The sequence below is a fragment of the Sphingobacterium chuzhouense genome (assembly GCF_014692525.1).
In the GTDB taxonomy this organism is placed as follows: domain Bacteria; phylum Bacteroidota; class Bacteroidia; order Sphingobacteriales; family Sphingobacteriaceae; genus Sphingobacterium; species Sphingobacterium chuzhouense.
Genome location: NZ_JACNYL010000005.1, coordinates 207,416 through 229,626 on the forward strand (window position 1 = coordinate 207,416; position 22,211 = coordinate 229,626).

The following is a 22,211-nucleotide window of genomic DNA, read 5'->3' on the forward strand; positions in this document are numbered from 1 at the left end:
ATTTCGTTAAACTTAGAAAATTTAATTGTTATATGCAAAAAAATACCCACTAACAGGTATTGGCAACAAGAAATGGTTTCCCTAACTTTGGCTAGTACCAGAAAGAATTATTAGCCTTTCGCAACAATGAGAAGAATATTCCTCCTGTATCTTATCGTGATAACAGCATGGCTGCGGGGAAATGCACAGCTATTACCTAGCGATACACTGACTATTCTGCAAATAGCACAGGAACAAGGACTCTCCCAGTTAGGCGCAACATCGCTACAATTTGATAAAAAAGGCTACCTATGGGTCGGCACACAAAACGGCTTGAACCGATTCAACGGTTATCAAATGAAAGTTTGGCTAGCCGACGGAGAAACCAACAATTTCCCGAACGATCTTATCCGAGCGATGCATTATGAGAACGACACCCTATGGATGACCACCCATACAAACGCCCTCTGTGCATACTTATTGGCAGAAGATAGGTTTATTCACTTTTCAGAACAGTTAGATTTTGAAAAAACACCATCCTTAAAGCAAAGCCTGGCACTACATGCTGCGTCTGATAGCTTGCTAATTGTAGGAACTGCCGGACATTGTTTACTCTTCGATCGCCATGAATTGAAATATGAAGTTCTACAGATTCCACAGCTATTGGAACATGATTTTGTTACTTGCATACAAACGCTTGATGAGCAAAAGTACTTGATCGGTACAAACGCCAGTGGCTTGTATATCTTAGACATAAAATCAAAATCTTTATATGCAGTCGACTTCCTAAAGACACTACAAGGAGCTCAGGTAAACGTACTGTATAAACAACCGAATGACGATTTGCTTATTGGAACCGATCGGGGCTTATATGTGTTGACACAGGACACAAAAGAACTAACACAGAGAAGTAAACATGTTATTCGTGGCATATATCCTTGGGACAACGGGCAGCTATTAATGAGTGGTGCCAGTACAAATTTTCTCCTGACCGAAGATGGGAAATGGCGAAATTTAACTTTCTTAGACCATAATGGAAATGAGTTGGAGGCTGTTGTATTAGCCTATCAAAAAGATGCACAGGGAGGGAGATGGCTAGGCACGGAAACACGGGGAATATTTTATTATCATCCCTATCAAACCAAATTCAAACCGCATCGTATCCAAGCAAGCAACGCACCTAAAAAGGATTTCATCAGCATTTTCAATTTTTTGCGAACAGCAAATGATTTATGGATGGCGACGGAATTTGGATTTGTACAGCATCGATTAAAGTCGAATGATTACAAACTTCACCGAACAGATTTTGTAGGGTACACACTGGCCAGGGACGACAAAGGTACCCTTTGGGTTGGTGGCTATGATCAAGGACTTTTGCGCTATAACCAAAAAGCTGACAAATTCGATCGTATCCCTCTACCCGTTGTGGATCGGGATGTCATTCAGATAACCCCTATTTCTCCCGATACGATATGGGTACATACGTTGGCCAGCGGCATTTATGCGCTTAACATCAACAATCTAGAGACTAACCCCGTACATCTTTTAGGCAACCCTATTTTAGGATCCAGAACCGGTTATGTCGACCGCAAAGGCAATATATGGATAGGGAGCGAGAATGGTCTCTATCAGATCCAACGGAATAAAGAGATTATTTATTACGACTCTTTATCCAACGAACGCGTGTTTGCCATCACGGAGGATCAACAGCATCTCTGGGTCGGTACCGCGAAGGGTCTAAACAAGCTCAATCCAGTAACAGGAAAAATCACTCATTATACAAAACAGACTGGGTTACCAAACGATTTTATATATGGGGTGCAGGTAGATAATAGAAACAATATCTGGGTATCGACCAACTACGGTATCTCCATGCTGAATCAGCGCACTGAAACATTTAAAAACTACACCCAAGATGATGGTTTGCAAAACAATGAATTTAACGGAAAGGCTGCTTATCAAGACAGCTTAGGCTATCTCTATTTTGGCGGAATGAACGGATTTAACATCTTCCATCCTGACAGTATTCCCATCAACACGCACACGGGTAAAACCCACATCGAAAATGTACTCCTCTTTGGAAGACCCATTGCGGATAATATCCTCTACACCGACACGCTCGTATTTTCGCACGATCAGAATGTTATCACCTTTGATTTTGTGAACTTGAATTATTTATGGAGCAAAAAGAACAGATACCAATTCATGTTGGAAGGGTTTGACAAAGAATGGCGTCCTGTAACACGCGACCGCTCCACCACATACACCAACCTCGCTCCCGGAACATATACTTTCAAAGTACGCGGAAGCAATAACGAATTACTATGGGGCGATATAGACGAGATTACGGTCATTATTCGCTCACCCTGGTATGCTACAACGGCTTTTCGGGTCGGATTGGCATTGTTTGTATTAGCACTCATTGCTGGTGGATTTTCATATAAAGCCTATCAACAACGGCTAATCAACCGCCGATTGCTCCGCATGGTCAATGAGCGTACCGAAGAACTGTCGGAAGCCAACAAAGCACTATATCAGTCATTAGAGTTGACCCAACAACAAAAAGAAAACATTTCTTTCTTGATGCAGGAACTCAACCATCGTGTCAAGAATAATCTGCAGCTGATAACAAGCCTTATCGATATACAAAGTTTTGAAATCAGCGACCAACGTATCCAGGATAGGTTGGTCACCTTGCAATCACGTATTTTTACGGTATCTAAAATACACGATCTTCTCAATGTCCGCGATATAGAACAAGGTGTATCGGTCAATAGCTTTATCGACAACCTTGCTCAAGATCTAATAACTTTTTCCGGGCAAAACATCGACTTTCACTCCGACATTGCACAAGTCATACTGCCATCAAACAAATTGACTTACATAGGGCTTATCATTAATGAAATGATTACCAACTCCATTAAGCATGCTTTTGAAGACCAACAAACGAATAAAACGATAGCGATCCGTTTTGATATTAGTGGAAGCGATATGATATTGGAGTACCAAGATAATGGCGTTGGATTTAATAAAGACAAGATGTGGGATGCCGGGCATCAGGGAATGAACCTTATACATTTACTTATAGCGGAACTAAAGGGCACGATTGATATAGAAATCAACCGCGGTACCATATTCACTATAAAACTACCTACAAATTAACATAAATCATGGAAACCAACATATTGATATTGGAAGATGAAATCATCATCGCGAAAAGTATCAAACTTCATTTAGAGACAAACGGTTATTGCGCCGAGATGGCCACCAGCCCCGAGGAAGCTATTCAACTCCTGGAACAACAGTCTTTCGATCTAATTTTGAGCGATATTAATCTTCGGCATACTATTGACGGCATTAGCTTCGCACAACAATTTGTTCCGGAACGCACTCCGGTTGTTTTTCTCACAGCATACTCTGATCTCCAGACCTTACAGAAAGCAGAGCTGGTTATGCCCTATGCGTATCTTCTCAAACCTTTCCACAAGGAACAATTGCTACTCACCATCAACCTTTCTATTGCGCACGCCCGTAAAAAGGTACTCCCTTCGTCGATATCCACCAACAGTAGCAACGAGGATATTACACTAAGTACCAGAGAAGTAGATGTTGTACGACTCATCGCCCAAGGGAAGACAACGATTGAAGTCGCCGATATACTCTGTATCAGTCCTCAAACCGTTGCTACCCATCGTAAAAAAATCATCCAAAAAACAAAATGCAAGAACGTTGTGGAGTTGATCGCGCTCGCCGTGGATAAGGGGTGGTTATAAGATCATCATTTTATTTTAACGCTAACGGTTGCCCCCTTTTCTGCACCTTGCGGTAGCGCGATTGTTTTCTTTTCCGAAACTGCATATGACTGGTTAGTCAGCGATACCTGTATATTTTCAGCAAGCTGGAGTGGATCCGACACTGCAACTTCCACATCACCATCTTCGTCTGTTGTCAACTGTAAGAGGCAAGGCCTATCAACTTCTATACGCCAATCATCCCCTGCGAATACTCCGGGCTCATAAAAAACAACCTGCGTTCGTCCCAAAATAGCATGCGATACCGCTTGCATAGCTGCTGTATTCTGTAAAATACGGATAGTACCCAATTCCTGTTCACTTACCTTGTTTGTTCCGGGATAAACGATATAAGCATATGTAGCCTGTTGTGGCCTTACTCCATGATTTAACCAAAGTTTAAACACTTCACCCTTAACCGTATCGGCCGATCTGGAACGGTTAATTTTAGACCATGTTCCACGTTCCTCCTTTGCATTGAGGGTTACATTTCCCGCTTCGGGGAAAAGATATACGATGCGATTATGCATAAACCGGTCGCCAGCATTCACTTCAACGAAAACCTCGTCTTTTGTTGAAAGTGCCCTTCCGTTTATGATAACATTGCCCTTCAGCCATGTTTGGTTGAGCGTTGTCACGATGGGCTCCTTTGTCTCGGAAGTGATACCTGCACCCAGACAAACCACTTGATCGTCAAAGAAAAACCAAGCTTTATTTGCAACCACACTATCGTAGTCTACTTTCAATGCCGATACGCCGTAATGCCCGTCGGAAACTCCACCCGCAAATTGATTTTTAGCAGGCTTCCCCCATTGTTCCACCAACACTTGATCCTCTTGGTAATCTCGGGTTGTTGTTCCCGGAATCTTATCCCATTCCCAAAGCGGCATGATGTCGTAATATTCATCTCCATATACTTGGATATTGGTTACGCCATCGCTCATGTTTTTGCCATAGATATTTTCTTGATTTCCGGCTTCTGATTTGTTTGTCCGATCACTGGCCAAACGGACATTGAAGTGATAGTTATCCCGTAAATGTATCGTATAATCGGCTTTCCAAAAATGCTTATGGATAGGTGAAAACTTAAAATCATATTTCGAATCTTTATCGATTTCCTGCAATACCCCATTCCAGATAGCTTTATTTTTTCCATCCAAAGCTATCATTCTTTCCAGCACATCCTTCATATCGTCTTTCTGCAGGATACCCGGTCTGGAAACCCCTCGTCCGTGTACATTAAAATCGATATAACCGTAACGCAGAATCGGCAAATAAGTGTTTTTTAAAAAACCGGAAAACAACGCCACCTTATCCGGTGGCATGGCATAAGTCGTATTCCGCACATAAAACATAATTTTAGAAATCCCTTTCAAGAATTCTTCACCATATCCTGCGATGTACAACTGTGGGCCATGTTGCAGATAAGAATAGTCGTGCTGTAGTCCTTCTTCCCCATCTACCAACTGAACTGGATAATATAATTGTTCGAGCGACGACGTCAGCAATTCTTCGTCACTCGTCAGCAAAGCACGATAGAAATAATGCATTGCAATATCACTTTTATTGGCTCCCGTTTTTGCATAAACATCCCCTCTTTCCATTTTCTTGATCAATGCGCTTTTCAAGTTTCCATCGACAGGTTCTTTGCCAAAATGTAGCATGATCAAGGATACGCCTATCGCTTTTGGCATCGCTATTTCGTTGTGCCACCAGTTTTTACTCTTAAAATCATGGTTTGCCCAGAACGACAAAGCCTTATCAATCGCTGATTTGAGTTTAGCATCCCCGTATAGTGGGCTCTTGTTGTATACATAGGCCGCAATAATAGGTTTCAAACGATCAAAATGTTTCCCTGCCGGCCAGCTGCTGATATCTGTACGTTCGTATGGAATGTCTTCCCACGCACCATCCACTCCCAATGATGCTGCAAGCTGCTGTACTTTCGGCACACGAGACGAGGTCACCTCTACCACCTCATCGTCAAAAACCCGCTGCATGATCATGTCAAAAGGTTGGTTAGACTGTGCCGAAGCCAACATACTCCATATCACGACCAAAAACAATAAACACTTTTCTTTTCCCATTATGTATATCCTATTGCTACGTCCTGTTTTTCTTTTTGCAGTCGACTTCTTCTTACAACATATTTTTCAACCGGTACAACCCCTCCAGATAATAGTAGTCCGCGTAGATCAACGGTACGTCGATTTCCGAATTGTGTGGTAAGCTACCTACACAATGCTGCAATAAAAAACCACCATTGGTTCCTTTCTCTGCAAAATACGCTGGTCCTGACAATGTTTCCAACGTCTGTTTAGCAAAATCAATATACTTTTTGCCTTGTTCGCCATCGGTGAACTGACCGAGTTCAAGAAGTGCTGAAGCTGTAATCGCTGCTGCAGAAGCATCACGTGGAATGTAATCTAGCTCCCGGGAAGAAAAATCGACGTCAGATTTATAACCTTCCTGTTTAGCATTAAAATCCCAGTAGGGAATTTTATCTTCCGGAAGGTTTGGATGATTGATGTAAAAATCTGCTGCGCGTTGTGCTGTCTCCAAAAACCTCGGATCTTTTGTTTCACGATACATCAACGTAAACCCATAGATAGCCCATGCCTGCCCTCTTGACCATGTCGAATTATCCGCATACCCTTGATTCGTTTGTTGATGAATGGCATTCCCTACGCTATCATAATCCACGACATGATATGTGCTATAATCATCCCGAAAATGGTTTTCCATGGTCTTGGTAGCGTGGCTGACAGCCACCTCCCTATATTTAGGATTTCCGGTAAGGTCTGATACATAGCACAACATCTCCAAATTCATCATATTATCGATAATCACCGGATATTTCCACAACGTCTCGCCATCCCATGATGCCTTTTCATTCCATGATTTGATAACCCCCACTTTCGGATCATAACGCTTTAAGGCTGTCTCCGACGAGTGAATTAAGACATCATTATACTGTTTTACTTTCTGTTCATCACCTAAAAAGCGAATGGCATTGCCATACGGACAATACATAACAAAACCGATATCGTGGTGTTGGTCGAGATCTTTAGCTGCCTCGAGTGCTTCTGTCCATTTGATGGCATCTTTCTTTATCTCCTCATTTTGTGTATGTTCGTAGATATACCATAATGCACCGGGAAAGAATCCACCTGTCCAGTCCCACTCATCTGTACCGATCACATTCCCGTCTTTATCCAACGTGCGGGGGAAAGCTTGGATACGTTCTCCAGCAGCGCTAAGCAACTTATATTGTTCTTCCGCAGCAGCAAAGCTGTTGTCTATGAAGTCATTTTTATTTTCTTTAGGTGCTTGACACGCAATTGCTGACATGCCGAGTATCATACCCAGCACCCAAGCGGATTTTCCTTTTTGTTGTTTTCTCATTCCTTTCATCTTGTATTTTTTATCGTTACGGGATTGGTATTTCCCTTTTTAACATTATTATCTTTTTAAGGATGGTATATCTACCTCTGCAATAGCTGCCCTGCCCGCAGTCAGCATAATCCGAACATCACTGGCTAAGTCTCCCTTTAATGGAAAGCGCGCCAAATCGTTGGTCGGATGAGCCTCTCCTTTATATACAGTAAGAAACTGTCCACCCCCACTTGACACCTGTACCTCGAAGGTGGTGGGTTCTGCCACACTTTTCCAATGGATAAAAATCTCCTTTGGTTTGGCATTGTCTTCCATCGTAAAAGTAAGATAATCGCCACGCTGCCCCTCCCATACCGTCGAAATATTGTTATCGAGCACCGGATTTATCTGGTTTTGCCCCTCCGAAGCTTGTGATGGTCTATTACTAATTGCTCTTCCCTCATAGGGTACAACTTCAAAAGTGTCCTCTAAGCGGATATCTTCTGAACCGGAGCCGATCATGACCTTAAAATCGCCTGGCTCTACTACCCATTTATGATCGATGTTATATAATTGTAGGTCTCTTGGCGTCAATGTAAAAGAAAGCTCCTTTGTTTCACCTTTTTTGAGGTGGACACGTTCAAAGCCACGGAGATTTTTCTCATAAGTCGTTACAGAGCTTACCACATCTCTCGTATAAAGCTGTACGACTTCATCACCATCTCGGTCACCTACATTGCGGACTCTTACCGTGACCTGCACATTTTGTTTCGGCGAGATCACTTTCGGCGAGATCGTCAACTCTGCATACTCAAATTTGGTATAGCTTAGTCCATGTCCAAAAGTATAAAGTGGGCCATTTACACGACTCATTTTACCTTCTGGCCCCATGCCTACCCCACCATCTACCTGCGATGCCGGTTTTGCGGGAAAATTCATCGGAATCTGTCCCACAGTTTTTGGAACCGTTACTGTCAACTTTCCTCCGGGATTATAATCGCCAAAGAGAACTTCCGCAATCGCCTTTCCGCCTTGCGATCCGGGATACCAAGCTTCCAGAATAGCCGGAACATGCTTTGCCGCCCAATTGATCGAGTTCGGACGACCATGGATCAAGACAAGCACCACCGGTGTACCCGTCGCATATATCGCTTCCAGTAATTGCTGTTGTCGTCCGGGAAGTTCCAGGCTTGACCTCGATTTATTTTCCCCTGCCGTTCGGCTGTTCCCACCAAGCACGACTACCGCTACATCACTATGCTTTGCCTGTTCCACCGCCCGGTTTATTTCAGCCTGTTCATCCGCCGTTAACGGAAAAGGAAGAATCTCTGACTCCGGCCAGTTGGCATCAACAATCTCACAACCTTTGGTGTACCGTATTTCTGTATCTGCTCCCAAGCGCTGTTTAAGACCTTCTAAAACAGAAGTTACCTCTACTGCCAACGGGCCATAATGGGTCAGTGCGTAAGATGCGTCATCCGCATTAGGCCCTGTTACGCTGATCGTTTTTATTTTATCGGCCGAAAGCGGTAACAGCGTATCGTCGTTCTTCAACAACACGAGCGATTCCCGAGCTACCTGTAGTGCCACCGCTTGGTTATCATCGCTATTAACTTCGATATCTGCCTGTTTTAAATCCTGCTGATAAGGCTTGTCAAAAAGTCCTATTAAAAATTTCACCCGGAGAATATCACGTACACGGTCGTCAATAGTTGCCATCTCCAATCCGCCCTCTTGGATAAGCTCTCGAAGCGGCAAAACATAAGAGTCCGGAGAGCGGAAGGTACACCTGACATTCAGCCCCGCTTCGACCGATTGCCGTACGGATTCCTTCATATCCTTCGCCGTACCGTGTTTGCCATGCAGATATTCGACCGCATCACTGTCAGAGACCACATAGCCCTTGAATCCCATTTCGCCGCGTAACCGCTCTGTTAGCCAGTAATGACTACCCTGGATTGGGAAACCATCATAATCGTTATAGGAGCTCATCACGCCTAACAAACCAGCTTCTTGAATGACACGCTTAAAAGGGTATACATGAATCATTTCCACCTCTCTGGGCGACATCTGTGGATCGACGCGCGCCATCCCCTCACGTCCACCTTTGTTATTACTATAAGCTACAAAATGCTTTGCTGTTGCTGCCACCTGATAATTGTGCTGCAAACCTTTTGCCATCTCCACGCCTAATTCCGCGACAAGATAAGGGCTTTCACCATATACTTCTTCATATCGTCCCCAACGCTGGTCACGTCCCACATCCAAAATAGGCGCATACACGTTCGTATAACCTAATAATCGCGCTTCACGTCCGGTTATTTCGCCTACTTTCCTTATCAATTCGCGATTCCAGGTATGTCCCATACCAAGCTGTGTCGGAAAATTGGTCGCTTTAAAACTCTCGACACCACGAATACCCTCGTTGGTGAAATCAACCGGTATACCTAAACGTGTTTCCTCTATAAAAAAACGTTGTACTTCATTCAGCGCCCAAGCGTGGCGGGAAGCGGGCCATACAAAAGGATTGTCGGAAGGAGGCAAACCCCACTGCTGAAAGCCGTTCAGATGTTCATCTATCGCACCTATGCCGTCTTTCCACAACTTGTTTTTCCACTCCGACGTAGGTAGGTCGTCCTGTAATACACGCCCATAACCATATAATGTCACCATCTGGTTTGTTTTTTCTTCAACCGTCATTTGGTTTAACAAATCTTCCACTCGATCCTCAATCGTAGCTTTTGGATCTTCGTAAACATCTTTCTTTCCGTTTTTATTGAAATCTATCCAATCCGGACGGTACATGGCATGTTTAGGTAGTTGATACGTCACGAGTTCCCTGCCTTTTGGAATACGCGGGTCGGTCTGTTGAGCCTGCCCGCATATTGTCCATAAAGCAAGAATTCCCATGCTCATTAAATTTCTTTTTTTCAACTGCATAATTCCTCTTTTAAAGACGATGAAGCTATCAGGTTTATCCATTAAATTCTATTGCACGGTAAACGTGTATTTCGCCTTCAACTTCGGCTGTTTCGCTTTCAAATTGATACGATACAAATAATCTCCCCACACGTTACTCAAGCGCGGGTCATCTTGTTCTATAGCATCGATCGAAGCTTCGAATTCGTTGACATCAAATGTCAATGTATGTTCCCCATTTCCTAAAGATATTCTTCCTTTTGAAATAACAGGTTTTTCCGCAACCATAAAATGAACGATATTGGTGGTATTCGTCTGTTGTAGATTAAAATCGTCTTGGATCAATAATCGACCATTTTTCAACTCATAGGAACGTAACCATTTATTTACCTGTGCTTCGGCTGGGTATGCTCCGGCGATATCCAATTTGAAAACACCCTTTTTCGAATCAAATGATACATCTTTCGATTTATAAGAAGCGCCGAAACGCTGATCGTGTCCATTAATCTGTGGAAGGTTATGATAAGCGCTCTGCATTGTCCATATATCGTAACGCTCGCTACTGAATGTTTTTTTCGTATAGGTGCCTACACCGGCATCAATAAATAGCGGCTTCCCTTCTTTATATAAAATAAAACTGCCGATATCGTTGTGATTATGGCTTTCATTATTATATCCTCCTTTCACCGCGAAAAAGGTGTTTTTATCTTTGAGATAGAGAAACTCGGTCTCGGGATACCACTTATAGGTATTTTGGGGGAGCTGCGCCTGCTGCTTTTGGAAGGTCGGATAACACAAAAAGTTTTCCAGCGTACGGAAAGCATCTCTCCCTTCAATCATTTTGAAAGACGATCTTTGTTCGGTAAGGTATTTCGCGAATTGCATCATCTCTGTACTGTGCACATCTTCGCCATATCGGAAAATCAATAACGGATCTCCGCCGCCTTTGGCGGAAGCATCAGCGAAGTTGACTACCCAACGATCTCCGCCAATATAGGACTGGGAAATATATTCTCCCATGTTTTTTACGATGGGGTGCTCAAAAATGGAAACCTTATTATTCGTTGCATACGACAACAACTTGAGGTAATCATAAAGTTTACCGGCTGCATGTCCCCAATAAGAGGGACCTTCTTCGCAAGCACCATCAGCCTTCACATAATTGATAAACTGATCGACCGATGTCATTGTCTTATAAACACCCTGTAATTTCTTACCGATATCGTCTTCCACTAACAAAAGCGCGGTCAACACATTAAAATTACACCAAGGATTCCAATTGTTTACGAGCTGCCCTTCGTCGATATCCAGTGCCTGCCACCACATATCGTTGCGTGATAGATAAGGTTCGATGACACGCTCTTGTACATTCAACTTAATGCGTTCACTAATAGCTGGGTTTACCTTATCGAACTCCGGTTGCAGGAAATAGTATATCCACGACATCAGGGCGCCTAAATCACCTGCCATCAAATCGAACACATGCGTACCTTGTTGTGGAAGTGTACGTTTGGACGATTGAAACGCCGGTAGATGGGCTGACAGTGACCATGTACTGATTTCGGTCACGTACCACGAACCATTGATAATCTGATCCAGGTATCGGCCCTTACCTTCTGCCAGTTCGGCAATCACTAAGCCCATGAGTGCTTTGATATTCTCATTGAGCGGTTTTTCCATAATGACACGCGAGCCAGACCGCTCGTATTCCAGATAATCCGTTGCTTTCACCACCTGCCACGTGTAATCCAGATACTTATCCCCTTCTTTCAGCAGCTGATCGTAGAACGGCGCTGTCAATTGTTTCCATCCCGTGCGATCGCTGTAGTCAGGATAGGCAACCCAGCCGTTACCCGTTGCAAGGTATTGCTGCACGTCATCTATCGTATAGTTTTTGGTCAATAGGTCTACATCTCTAGCCTGCGTAAAATGCAGACCAAAGATGTTAAACAATAAGATTATAATACCGTGTTTTATCATTTCCATTCGTTATTTTGTTCTAACGCCGGGTTGATTTCTATCTCCTGTCCCGGAATTGGCCATATTTTATGTCTGGCTTGATACTGTCTGGTCACTAGATTATCTCCCACAATACTTTTTTCAATGAATGCGTTAGACACTTCTGCCAATTGTTCCCAACGTTTCAGATCGAAATAGCGAAGACCTTCTCCGGCAAGTTCTACCTTACGTTCGTGGCTGATACGTTTACGCATTTGTTCTTTATCAGCAACCGCAAGATAAGGATTTCCGCTGTTTAATCCCGGCATATCCGAACGCTCCCGTACTTTATTCAATTCAGTGATCGCCTGCGCCAGTTTGTTGTCTTCATTATACGCTTCGGCAAGCATCAGCAACACATCTGCATAACGGATCAACGGGAAATTAATAGGCACGTGCTCTCTATTGGTCAGCGCGCCATTCATATTCCCCTCAGGCACAAATTTACGCCACAAATACGTCATCCAACCCCTATTGTTACGGATCTGCCCGAAGTTTTCGTTTGCGCCGGTAGCCAGAACAAGCTGCATTTGACGTGGTGCATTGGCATTCCATCCCAAATAAAATGAATAAGGCACAATCAGCGTCTGCATCATACGCGGGTCTCTATTCCGGTATATATCCAATAGCTTTGTGGTATCTGGGACGTGGTTGAGTTCCCCATTACTTAGCGTAGAAACCATCGCTTGCTTTTTTACCTCGTTGTTTTCGTTGTAATTCGGGAAGTGATCGTTCCAATTGAACGGAGAGCCATCTTTATTCTCATAACTGTCTCCAAAACGGGTACTCGGCATACTGTTGTTCCAGCAGCTGCCAAATGTTGAACGTGTCCCCATATATAGGGCCATCGGCATACCGTAGTCAAAACCCGTTCCGCCCATATTCTGGATACCAAAAATCATTTCGGGTTGATTATCCCCTTCCATCGTGAACAAGGAAGCATAATCATCCGCTAAAGAGTACCCATAATTGTTGCTCTTGTTCTGTACAATTTCTTCAAAATCAGAGATAGCCGCTCCCCAGTTCTTATTATAAAGTTCCACCTTTCCACGAAGGGCGTAAGCAGCCCCTTTCGTTACCCGGCCGGTATGCGCCGCATCATAAGAAACCGGAAGATTTGTAATCGCAAATTGAAGATTGTCCCGGATAAACTTCATCACATCGGCTACTGACGAGCGTGGATTATTTAGTTCGGCATAGTCGCGGTTGATATCCACACTTTCGTCATATAGCGGTAATGCCCCGTATAAATTGGTCAATTGAAAATATACAAGTGCCCGTAGGAATTTAGCCTCTCCGATGAATACATTTTTCTTCCCTTCTTCCAATTCTTCCATTTGCTGTATCTGCGCAATGGCATGGTTACAACGCTGGATTAGATCGAATCCCGATTTCCATCGATCCACTATTCCACTCGAACGATCAGTAAACGTCCCTGCGATTACGTCGCCAAAACCTACAGGGTCATATCCCATTCCGACATCGGTGAGGTTATCATAAGCGAACTGCAGACCGAACACATTGTTTTTCTTTAGCGCATTATAGCACCCCAATACCCCGGCCAAGGCGTGTTCCTCCGTTTGCCAAAATGTGGTTGCATTTACCCTATCATAAGGGACGGTATCCAGCTTATAACAGGAACTAAAAGCTAAACATCCTAATAATAATATTGAATATTTTTTCATCTCTAATCGTTTAAAAAGTAAGACTTAGACCAAACACCGCTTGTTTCATCGTTGGGTACTGCGTTCCACTAACTTCTGGGTCAAATCCCATGTAATTGGTGAGTGTCCAGAAGTTTTCTAGCGATCCGAAAACACGAAGATTTTGGACAGCAAAACGCTCGGTTATGCTATTTGGTAAGGTATAGCCAAGTTGGATATTCTTTACACGCAAAAATGATTTATTTTGTAACCAGAAATCACTATTGCGGATATTCCGTGTATCGGTATAGGGCAACAAGCGCGGATACTTCGCATCGGTTTCGCCTTCTACCCATCTGCCATCGGCTATATCTTGATTAATCTGATATCCCCACCGCACATTTGGTGTGAAGTAATTGTCAGTCCATACGACTTTATTTCCGGCGTTACCCTGCAACAACATGGAAAAATCAAACCCTTTATAATCCAAGCCGAGATTAAAACCAAAGGTGATGCGAGGTGCAGTCCCATTGCCTACCGGTACCCGGTCTTCGTCGTTAATCACACCATCACCATTGACATCCTTATACAACAAATCACCGAGTACGGGTCTACCATAAGCGGCAAAGGGATTCATCGGATTACCCGTATCGGGATTGATAGGGGCATTGTCTATCATCTGTTGTACCAATTGCATGTCCGCTTCCGTTTGCACGATACGATCCGCCAACAGAATATATTGCGTATTGATGGCATAGCCTTCTTGAATAAGATTTGCACCATCTATCGCCCTGTCCTCGCCTTTGAACTTCAAGACTTTGTTATCGATAAAGGTAAAGTTTCCGCCAATATTGTATCGGAAATCATCTTTAATTGTGCCGCGGTAGTTCAGGTTAAGTTCTACTCCGGCATTTCTGACTTTTGCAGCATTAGTACGTGGAATGGTCGCATCTCCGACCACCAATGGTGCTGGAAGATCGATCAGAATATTATTGGTCACTTTGTTAAAAACATCGATCGAACCTGTTAGGCTATAGTTAAACAAATCAAAGTCAATACCTCCATTGAGAATATAAGTACTTTCCCAGGTCAAGAGTGAATTGCTCAAACCCGTTTGAGCAAATCCGACGAAGAGTTGGTTGTTCAGCACATAGTTTGCCGCATTGTATAATGTAAGGTATTCATAGTTATTAATATTAGCATCATATCTAAACCGTGTGTCGATCGTCCCGTTATTACCCAACGCCCCATATGACCCCCTGATTTTTAAACTTGGCATCCAGCTTACATTATAGAAGTCTTCCGAAGATATCTTCCATCCTGCCGATACCGAAGGGAATGTACCCCAGCGACTTTTGCCTGTCATAAACCGCGACGAACCGTCTGTTCTTAGATTGGCTTCCAACAGGTATTTATCATCCCATGCTAAATTTATCCGACCGAAGAACGAACGCATGGCCCAGTCTGTCAAGTTACCGGCGGCAGCGGCATCCATGGTTGCCGCATTTAATACCGAGAGACTTGGATCGATGAGATCGAGTTTAGATGCTCTGAACCATCCGTCTTTATAGTACTCCTGGCTGGCACCTACCATCACTTCGTAACTTAAGCGGTTATCGATTGCTTTGTTTTCATAGCGCGCAATACCGTCCATGTAATACCGGTATGTTTTGACCGATTCGTTGGTAACCGAAGTACGTCCTGTTCCAGCCGACGCCACGGTATTGGACAAAAAGTTCCAACGATCGTTAAACAGCGGTTGCGAATAGATGAAATCGTCATCATAGGTATAGGTATACGACCCCTCAAAAGACAAACCATCCATTGGCTTCACTTTAGCAAAAAAGCGGGATACCAACCTGTTTTTGTTGATGTCGCCTTTCCTGCCATAAAGGCGATGCAACACGTTGTTTGCCTGCGGATCGTCTTCGGGGTTATTGACCGATCCGAAACGTCCGTCAGGAGCACGCAGCACCATACCGGGTGTACTCGCTCCGGCGTAGGTAAATACGTCCTGTATAATATCGGTTCCCGCGTCCGTTTTTGAAACCACACCGTTCACGTTTGCGCCAAGTGTTAGCCAAGGTTTAACATCCGCTTCCAAATTGACACGTCCGCTGTGCCGTTTATAGGTTGCTTGCTCAATGACACCCGGGTTATCCAGCAGACCATACGACCCAAAGAATTTTATTTTTTCACTTCCACCACTAAACGATAGATTATGATTTTGACTGAGTTTGCGTTGAAATACTTCGTCAACCCAGTCTGTATTTGGATACTTCAATGGATCTTGTCCTTCATTAGCACGCCACAAATCGATCATTTCCTGCGAAAAAAAAGGATTGGCATTCGGGTCGCCATTTTTGTAACCTTCGTTTATCAATTCCATATAGTTCGCGTAATTGGATACGGTATTGATTGTATTGGAAGGCTGCTGCGTAGAGAAGTAGTTATTATATACCAATCGGAACTGATCGGTCTTACCACGTTTGGTCGTAATCAGGATAACACCGTTCGCTGCACGTGACCCGTAGATTGATGCAGATGCCGCGTCTTTTAATACGGATATACTTTCGACATCTTGTGGATTGATTAAGTTCATGTCACCAACTACCCCATCGATAACCACCAACGGATTGGCGTTGTTCAGTGTTCCTTGCCCGCGTACTCTCAGCGTACCGCCATCATTTCCGGGTCTACCCGACCCTTGGTTGACATACAAGCCGGGAGCTTGCCCGGCCAACCCCGCAGAAAGCGATGTTATCGGACGGCTATCAACGACATCGGACATGTTTACTGAAGCTACAGATCCAGTTAGGTTTTCTTTGCGTTGTGTACCAAAACCGACAACCACAACTTCGTCAAGATCACTCATGGAAGATCTTAACGTCACCCGGACAACGCCGCTGCTACCTACCGTTTCCCGATGAGGTTCATATCCCATCAACGAAAAGCTCAATGTAACCTGTGATGCGGAACTTCGCAATTCAAATTCTCCTTCGCCGCCAGTGGATGTGGCATTCGTAGTACCTACTTCAGCAACGGTAACGCCCGATAACGGCGATCCTTCTTCATCGATTACGGTTCCCTTAATCGTGCGCTGTACAGACTCTTCTGTCCTGCTAGGGCTATTTGACTCCAGGGCTCTATGTGGTCTGTTTAGCTTTTTATTGCTGATAAGGATCGTTTTATCATCAATGGTATAGTTTAACGGTAGGTCTTTTAGCACCACATCCAGAAACTGGTTTAGCTGTGCGTTGTGTACATCAACATGTACCGGATTGATAGCTTTCAACTCATTATAGTTGTAAAGTACAACGTAGTTGGTTTTCTGTTCTATCAGTTTAAAAACTTGTTCCAGTTTAATCGATTTGGATTTCAAAGAGAGCGTCTGTGAGAATGTCTCGGCATGCAATGGTAAATTGCTGATCAGGAACAACGGAAGAACCTTACAAAACATAAGCAATTTCCGTTGAATATTCCATAGAAGCCTCTTTCGGTTTGGAACAACTTCATATGCTCCATCCTTGGTTTGTTTATTCGTCATAGTATACTGAATGAGGTTTATAGTTATTATAATAGCATTTTTTAATCTTTTTGGTTGCGTTTGTCTTCATCCTATAGGAGATTAAGGAGGACGCCGGGTTAACTTTATCATTTTATTATATTAAGTTGTTTATTTACTCTTTCTTGTGATTATCAATTTTCGGTCGGCAGTCACTTCGCCATGGATATCGAAATTCGCTTCCAGAAATTCAAGAAAAGTCGAAAGCCGTACCCCTCTACTCATTTTACCACCTAAAAGGACGGAAGGAATTTTTTCTTTGTATACGATATCCAGCTGATACCATCGCGCGATAACGCGCATAGATTCTTCCACATCCATACCGTGGAAATCGAATATGCCGTCCTTCCAAGCGACAATACTGGCGGCATTGACGTCGCGCGTCGCTATTTTCTTTGCATCCTTATCCAAGATGGCCTGTTGATTGGGCTTTAATATCAACTTTTGATCATTATTGGCTACCGCTAACGATCCACGTTGGAGCGTTGTCTTCACCATAGGTTCTTCGGCATATGCGTTGATGTTAAAAGCTGTCCCCAACACCTCTACTTGCTGCCCATTGATTTCCACGGTAAAGGGAAGATCGGGATTTTTGACCACGTCAAAATAAGCTTCCCCTTCTAAACGTAAGGCACGGTTATCTGTTCCGAATCCGGTATTATATGTCAACTCACTTCCGGCATTCAGCCATACTTGCGAACCGTCCGCCAACATAAGTTGGTACTGTCCACCTAGAGGCGTTTTCACCTGAACAGATTGCTGAACACCAGTAGTTGTTAATAATTGCCCATCGCCATAAAAAAGACTATCTGCTCCTAGCACCAATTCCCCTTGATCAGTATCCAGTTCAAAATCTTGTCCATTTACCGTGATTGTTGCCCTGTTACCACCCGGCATAATAGTCGACGCAATACTTTGATCTGTTCCGGAATGTTCATTACCAAACTGCCATAAATAGGTAATCGTGAAAACAATGGTTAACATGGCTGCTATTCCAATTGCTATCTGTAAGGAGGAAAGTTTTCTTTTTGACGGAGACGATTGGGGTGGGTTAATTTTAGCCAGAATATCTTCTTGGAGGAGTTCTACACGTTCGTGTATAAAATCAAGGTTTTCCGGTGTTTGCTCTTCATCCAGAATACTACGGATTGCTATATGCAATTGCTCTTCATCCGCTTCCTCGATTAAAGCAAATAGTTCTTCCAGCTGTGATCTTTCCAGTTGGTCATTTATAAAAGCGCGTAAAAGCGTATAGGTTTTATCATTTTTGTCCGAAGCCATCAATCGTCAGGTTTATCGCTTATTTTATATCCTATACGAACGACTGGACAAAACACACTATTGGATAGTGACTTTTTTTTCAAAAAGCCAACACGGCTATAAAAATAAGGCTGATGAGATAATCTTCACGGTAGTTTTTCACGATATATTCTCTGATATCTTTCATAGCAGAAACTAATTGGTTGCTGACAGTAGAGACAGAAATTCCCATCATTTCCGCCACTTCTTTATAACTTTTATCTTCGAGCTTGCATTGGATCAGTATTTCTCTCCGTTTTGGTGGAAGGCTCTGAATGGCTTCTTGTATAATGCGTGCCTTTTCTTTATCGAACACTTGCTCTTCGGTATGTAAATAAAAGCTGACGGAGGCTGCCCAAAGCTCCAATTGCAGTGCTTTATCACGACCAATCTTACGAAACAGATCAATCGCCATATTATCAGCCATGCGGTAGATAAACGTTTTAAAGCCCTTTTCGGGTATAATCTCTTCCCGTTTATTCCATATTTTTAAGAATACATCTTGTAAAATTTCTTCAACACTTTCGGGATTCTTGAGCAACCGCAACAAGCGTTGGTACAGAATCGGCGCATATCTACCATACAATTGGTTAAACGCTGCAACACTATCCTGCCTCATTTCCTCCAAAAGCTTCGCCTCATCAAAATATCCTTCTTCTTTCATATTGTAGCGAACCAAAATACAATATAAATAAAGTTAATATTTTGTTAATATGCAACTGGAAATAAAGGTACTCTAAGAAACGGTGTATTCTCCTACCTTCTCGCCATCATCTCGGATCATGTCTACATGGAGCTGTTGTGCATTAGCTGCAATATGCATGATTGTTCTGCTACCGTCTTTTGAACCACCACCAATTAAAATAGGATAACTATGGTCGGTATCGGGTGGATGTACACCGTATCGGTGTGTATGGCCAGACACTACCAAATCAACATTATTGGCTTCAAAGATCGGTGAAAATAACTTTTGACAGTGCATAGGTCCGTGCCAGTCGCCACTATGATAAGGAGGGATATGCATCAGAACGACGCGGTATTTTGCTTCTTTATATGCTTTTGTCTCTACCACTTCTGCCAACCATTTTGCCTGACGTTCGCGTAGCCCGTCAAAATCGACAATTCCCGCATAAACTGGATGGTCGTCGGGTTTATCTTCGCCTGTATCCAATACGACCCAAAAGACAGGCCCTTGCTCAAAACTGAAATGGTATTTATCGTTAGGAAGCGCAAAATAATTTTTGAACTCACGACGGAACTTACCGCGCGTCTCGTGGTTACCGCGTATCATCAAAAACGGCTTCTGACTGGCAAAAACATTTGTACAAGGCAATAAAAGATGGTCTATAATTTGTTGTTCGTCGGTCTGATAATTAAACGTATCTCCATTCAACGCGACAAATTCATACGGTCTATCTTTTACCAACGAAAGCAATTTACCAAAAGCTTCCGGACTGTCGTGTATATCATTCAGCACAACGCAAGAAACTTCCTTGGCGTCCGCAGCGGGCGTATTAAAAGTAAACCATGCCGTCCGTACCTCTTCACCATATTCCAACTTATAGGGTTCAAACAACGTGATGGGCTTCGAGCAGACCCTATAACGATAGGCTCTACCCGGTTGTAGATCCGGAATATAAATTTTGTTCAGCTTTACGTATGCATCATACAACCCGTCGTCTTCCATGTGCGCTTTTTGCACAGTACCATCTGACCCCTCATATTCTATCCAACTGTATGATTTCACTGCGGTGATAAACATGACATATACGGAAGTCGCCGTGAGGTTCTGCAAATAAGGAGGGACGGTAAGGCTATCCTCCATAGTAGATTTCTGCCTACGATTTGCATTTGCAAAAACCGGTGCAGCTATATTGGTTGTAAAAGCCCCTACAGAAAGTAAGGATACCTGTTTTAGAAAATTTCTTCTGTTGTTCATATGATGTAAATGTTGATTGTGTTGATTATTCATAACTATCGTTTTTTGAATACTACGGATTTTGCTGTAGTCCTTCATGTACTAATATCTGGGACTCCGGGATATATTCCACGATGTGATTATCTTGCCAGGAAATATCGCTAATTACATCATTTCCTACCAAATGAATGCCCGGGTAGTTTCTATCCATATCCAATTTGTTACGGAAAACATCCAGTTTACGATGTCCTTCCCATGCCAATTCAAGTCGGCGTTCATCCAAGATAACCTCTAGCAGCGTTTGTCCTTCCGGGAGATTATTCATGTCATAAAGCCCTGTTGCAGGTATGCCCGCACGGCTTCTAATAAAATTTAAGTCGTCCAACGCTTCCTGGTTTCGATTGAGTTTAGCATAGGCTTCAGCGCGGTTAAGGTAGATTTCTGCTAAGCGCGAGATAATGGGCGACCATAGCTGCGCTTGACCTTCCTGCCGTGAACATTTAACAATAAAGTATTTTGGATAACCGTTACGTTCGTCTATTTCAGATTCTACAAACACTTTGCGACGATCATTGGCAGAGAGTCGAATAAAATATGCTGGATAACCACTCGATGTCATTTCACGTTCCAGGAGATGCGTATTTCCTTGCGAATCTGTATATCGATATGTATCGCCAGATGCCTGAACAGCTACTTTGACATACTCGGATGCATTATTTACATAAACAGCATACAATCGATTATTATTTAAATAAGCCGGTTGGATAAATAGATTACGCTGATCCTGTGGATAGCGGCGTACCAATTCTAAGTAAGAGCGTGATGCATACATCTCGCCATAGCCTACACCATCAATTGTGGAATAGATAGAGCCTATATTACTCCAGCCGTTGGAAAGTAAATCTTGATTGGGTATGAATTTAAGCGCCAAGATGGTTTCGGGATTGCTTTCGGGCTTTATGGTAGGATAGTCTCCTAATTGGCTGGTTGGCAATAAAGAGAACCGAGGAGACTCAATTACCTTATCGGCATATTCAATGGTTTTCTCCAGATTGTCCATATAAAGATAAACGCGCGATAACAGCGCCCATACCGCTTCCTTGGAAGCATATACGTTTGATTTGTAGATCGTCATTAACTGCTCCGCTTTCTCCAGATCGGCAATCACCTGGCGATACACTTCTGCCACTGTAGCACGCGTAGGGTGATTTTGTGGGTCGGCATCAACCTTAATAGGTACGCCTAGATTATCTGTACCATGTGTATACGGCTTCCCAAAAATGTTGCATAAGGTAAAATGCAGCATGGCGCGTAAATAGTAGTTTTCACCAATTAGTTGATCTATTTCTTCCGATTGTCCCTCTTCTACAGATTCTATGATTTTGTTACCTGCAACAATAACTTTATAAGAATTCTGCCAAAATGAATTTGCAAAAGAGTTGGTCGGTATACGCTGATAATTGTACAAATAGATCAAATGGGATGATGTCACACCGCTAAGCGAAACATTATCTCCGGGAAATTCCTGTACCCGATGCCAACCCAATGTCATTGTTTTGAGACGAGCATAATTCCCCAGTGTGGCAGATTCTAAACTTGCCGGAGAAGCGTTCAGGTCGTCCGGAGTGAGCGAATCATAAGGTTTTTTATCAATATTGCAGGCCACAAGGCTAAGCAATAGAACGAGATAGATAATATTATATAGTTTCATAGTTCATTATCCG

At 43.2% G+C, this 22,211-nt stretch carries 12 protein-coding genes; 2 read left to right on the plus strand and 10 right to left on the minus strand.

Going from position 1 to position 22,211, the window contains the following annotated elements; all coding sequences use genetic code 11:
* The first annotated feature begins 126 nt into the window (after positions 1-126).
* Together H8B21_RS18610 and H8B21_RS18615 are read left to right on the plus strand one after the other, a co-directional pair.
* Positions 127-3,141, plus strand: a complete 3,015-nt coding sequence (locus tag H8B21_RS18610) for a ligand-binding sensor domain-containing protein (protein ID WP_190315351.1) — start codon at positions 127-129, stop codon at positions 3,139-3,141.
* Positions 3,142-3,149: 8 nt separating this feature from the next.
* Entirely contained in the window at positions 3,150-3,752 is a 603-nt protein-coding gene (locus H8B21_RS18615; protein ID WP_190315352.1) for a response regulator transcription factor, read from the plus strand.
* A 5-nt stretch (positions 3,753-3,757) separates the two neighbouring features.
* On the opposite strand, the gene H8B21_RS18620 is transcribed toward H8B21_RS18615, so the two are convergent.
* The 10 genes from H8B21_RS18620 to H8B21_RS18665 form a co-directional block, all read right to left on the minus strand.
* Positions 3,758-5,857, minus strand: a complete 2,100-nt coding sequence (locus tag H8B21_RS18620) for a polysaccharide lyase 8 family protein (protein WP_190315353.1) — start codon at positions 5,855-5,857, stop codon at positions 3,758-3,760.
* Positions 5,858-5,909: 52 nt separating this feature from the next.
* Positions 5,910-7,175 carry a glycoside hydrolase family 88 protein gene (locus H8B21_RS18625; RefSeq protein WP_223815140.1) on the minus strand — a complete coding sequence of 422 codons (1,266 nt, stop codon included), beginning with the start codon at positions 7,173-7,175 and terminating at the stop codon, positions 5,910-5,912.
* Between the two features lie 57 nt (positions 7,176-7,232).
* Complete coding sequence (locus H8B21_RS18630; protein ID WP_223815141.1) at positions 7,233-10,061, minus strand: glycoside hydrolase family 3 N-terminal domain-containing protein; 2,829 nt, start codon at positions 10,059-10,061, stop codon at positions 7,233-7,235.
* Between the two features lie 72 nt (positions 10,062-10,133).
* The gene (locus H8B21_RS18635; protein ID WP_190315354.1) at positions 10,134-12,050 is read right to left on the minus strand and encodes a heparinase II/III family protein; all 1,917 of its coding nucleotides are present in this window, start codon (positions 12,048-12,050) and stop codon (positions 10,134-10,136) included.
* Positions 12,041-13,747: a RagB/SusD family nutrient uptake outer membrane protein gene (locus H8B21_RS18640; protein ID WP_190315355.1), complete on the minus strand. Its 1,707-nt coding sequence runs from the start codon at positions 13,745-13,747 to the stop codon at positions 12,041-12,043. The genes H8B21_RS18635 and H8B21_RS18640 overlap by 10 nt, the downstream gene beginning before the upstream one ends.
* Before the next feature lie 10 nt (positions 13,748-13,757).
* On the minus strand, positions 13,758-17,252 hold the full coding sequence (locus tag H8B21_RS18645; protein ID WP_190315356.1) for a TonB-dependent receptor: 3,495 nt from the start codon (positions 17,250-17,252) through the stop codon (positions 13,758-13,760).
* A 129-nt stretch (positions 17,253-17,381) separates the two neighbouring features.
* Entirely contained in the window at positions 17,382-18,551 is a 1,170-nt protein-coding gene (locus H8B21_RS18650) for a FecR family protein (RefSeq protein WP_190315357.1), read from the minus strand.
* 79 nt (positions 18,552-18,630) lie between these two features.
* Positions 18,631-19,233, minus strand: coding sequence for an RNA polymerase sigma factor (locus H8B21_RS18655; protein ID WP_190315358.1), 603 nt, complete (start codon positions 19,231-19,233; stop codon positions 18,631-18,633).
* A gap of 72 nt (positions 19,234-19,305) precedes the next feature.
* Positions 19,306-20,541: a metallophosphoesterase family protein gene (locus H8B21_RS18660; RefSeq protein ID WP_190315359.1), complete on the minus strand. Its 1,236-nt coding sequence runs from the start codon at positions 20,539-20,541 to the stop codon at positions 19,306-19,308.
* Positions 20,542-20,560: 19 nt separating this feature from the next.
* The gene (locus H8B21_RS18665) at positions 20,561-22,198 is read right to left on the minus strand and encodes a RagB/SusD family nutrient uptake outer membrane protein (RefSeq protein WP_190315360.1); all 1,638 of its coding nucleotides are present in this window, start codon (positions 22,196-22,198) and stop codon (positions 20,561-20,563) included.
* Positions 22,199-22,211: the final 13 nt, after the last annotated feature.